Source organism: Pseudoalteromonas sp. SR45-5 (assembly GCF_014163565.1).
Lineage (GTDB): Bacteria > Pseudomonadota > Gammaproteobacteria > Enterobacterales > Alteromonadaceae > Pseudoalteromonas > Pseudoalteromonas distincta.
This window is the reverse complement of record NZ_JACJDN010000601.1, coordinates 1-2,423: the sequence shown is the minus strand read 5'-3', so window position 1 is coordinate 2,423 and position 2,423 is coordinate 1. Positions and strand designations below refer to the sequence as shown.

The following is a 2,423-nucleotide window of genomic DNA, read 5'->3' as shown; positions in this document are numbered from 1 at the left end:
GCTTGCTGAGCTAGGTCCAGATGCGTTAATTGAAACCATTAATAAATTAGCTAATGGTGAGATCACCCCTGAACCTCAAAACGATGAACTTGCTAACTACGCTAAAAAGCTTTCTAAAGAGGAAGCTGATATCGACTGGTCCATGAGTGCGCTTCAAATCGAGCGAAACATTCGCTCTTTTAACCCGTGGCCAATGTGCTTTACCCAAATGGGTGGGCAAACAGTAAAAATTCATCAAGCGCAGGTTATGCTGCAATCAGGTGATCCTGGGCAAATTTTATCAAGCGACAAAAATGGCGTAGTAGTGGCGTGTGGCGAACACGCTTTATGTATTACGCAATTACAGCCGCAAGGTAAAAAACCAATGGCAATTAACGACTTTTTAAATGGTCGTAGTGACTGGGTTACTCCTGGCACAATATTAGGCGAAAACAATGAGTAATGTTCCAAACGTACGAGCGCTTGCCGCTGAAACTTTATATAACGTAGTTGATAAAGGCGCATCGCTTAATCAAGAACTTCCATTTGCAAGCCAAGGCTTGCCGCCTAAAGATAAAGCGTTGCTACAGCAAATTTGTTATGGCGTTTTACGCTACTTACCGAGCCTTGAAAATTACTGCCAACACTTAGTAGAGCAGCCATTAAAAGGTAAACGTAGAATATTTCAGTTTTTATTATACGTAGGTATTTATCAACTGCAGCATATGCGCGTACCACCTCATGCTGCCATTTCAGAAACGGTTAACGCACTGGCTCAACTACGCGCTTTAGGATTAAAAGGACTGATAAACGCCATTTTACGTAGCTTTCAGCGTCAACAAGCTGAGCTTGAAGAAAAAGCGAAGCTTATTCCGGTATGTTTATACAACCATCCAAATTGGTTTATTAAACAGGTGCAAACAGCCTACCCAGATAGCTGGGAAGCACTACTTGAAGAAAACCAGCAACAAGCGCCAATGTGGCTTCGTGTCAATCAAGCCCAATTTAGCACGCAAGAATACAGTGACATGCTCAGCGCTAACGATATTGAACACACCTTAAACCCTGATTTTATTGATGGGATTAAGCTTGCCAAACCACGTGATGTATTTTCGTTACCTGAGTTTGATACAGGTGCATGTTCAGTACAAGATGCTGCAGCACAGTTGGCAGCCCGCTTTTTAGAACCTAAAGCAGACGACTATATTTTGGATGCCTGCGCAGCCCCTGGCGGTAAAACATGTCATATTTTAGAGCTTGCTGATGCTGATGTACTTGCACTTGATAGCGACTCAACTCGCCTTGAACGTGTTAAGCAAAACTTAACTCGTATTGGCTTAGGTGCAGACCTACAATGTGGCGATGCATCGCAACCACATACCTGGTGGGATGAAAAATTATTTGATCGTATTTTACTTGATGTGCCTTGTTCGGCCACTGGCGTAATTCGCCGTCACCCTGACATAAAATGGTTACGTCGCGCATCAGATATCGAAGACTTAGCCAAGTTACAAAGCGATATTCTTGATAGCATTTGGCCACTGTTAAAACCAGGTGGCACTTTGGTATATGCTACGTGTTCAGTTCTTCCACAAGAAAACCAACAGCAAGTTGCTAAGTTTTTAGCTAATAACGATGATGTAGAACATATACCTCTACACGAAAACGATACCGTAACAACGCCAGGTTTGCAGTTACTGCCCGGTGAAAGTGATGGATTTTATTACGCTAAGCTAGTTAAAAAAGCCTAATAGCCGTACACTAAATAGTTAGCCATTTATGAAACATTAAATGGCTATTTTTTTAATTAAATTATGATCAATACCACGGGTAAATAATGAAAATAATTATACTCGGTGCCGGGCAAGTTGGTGCTACGCTTGCTGAAAACTTAGTTGGCGAACAAAACGAAATTACCGTTGTTGATATAGACGGTAACCGATTACGTGAACTTCAAGATAAGTACGACTTACAAGGGGTTATGGGCCACAGCGCGCATCCTGATGTATTACGCCGCGCAGGTGCTGAAGATGCCGATATGATTATAGCGGTAACCAGTTCAGATGAAGTGAACATGGTTGCATGCCAAGTGGCATACAGTATTTTTAAAACGCCTACTAAAATTGCTCGTATTCGCTCAGAGCAATACTTAAAATACCGCGAAAAACTTTTTCAAAACGATGATTTACCAATCGATCATTACATTGCTCCCGAAGCACTGGTCACTAAGTATATTCGCCGTTTAATTGACTACCCTGGTGCTCTGCAAGTATTGCAGTTTGCTGATGGCATGCTCTCGTTAGTAGCCGTAAAAGCTTACTATGGCGGTTTACTTGTAGGTTATGCGTTATCTGCACTTAAAGAACATATTCCTAATGTAGAAACTCGTGTTGCCGCTATTTATCGTCAAGGTAAAGCAATAAAACCATTGGGTACCACCGTTA

The 2,423-nt window shown here is 41.9% G+C and carries 3 protein-coding genes; all 3 read left to right on the top strand.

All coding sequences use genetic code 11. The features are described 5' to 3' along the window. Positions 1–442 (top strand): methionyl-tRNA formyltransferase (locus tag H5072_RS16995; RefSeq protein WP_404936337.1); only part of this gene is annotated, 442 nt, incomplete at its 5' end. Further along, complete coding sequence (rsmB, locus tag H5072_RS16990) at positions 435–1,730, top strand: 16S rRNA (cytosine(967)-C(5))-methyltransferase RsmB (RefSeq protein ID WP_004335167.1); 1,296 nt, start codon at positions 435–437, stop codon at positions 1,728–1,730. The genes H5072_RS16995 and rsmB, both read left to right, overlap by 8 nt. Positions 1,731–1,816: 86 nt before the next feature. Continuing rightward, on the top strand, positions 1,817–2,423 hold a 607-nt coding region (gene trkA, locus H5072_RS16985), incomplete at its 3' end, for a Trk system potassium transporter TrkA (protein ID WP_182694209.1).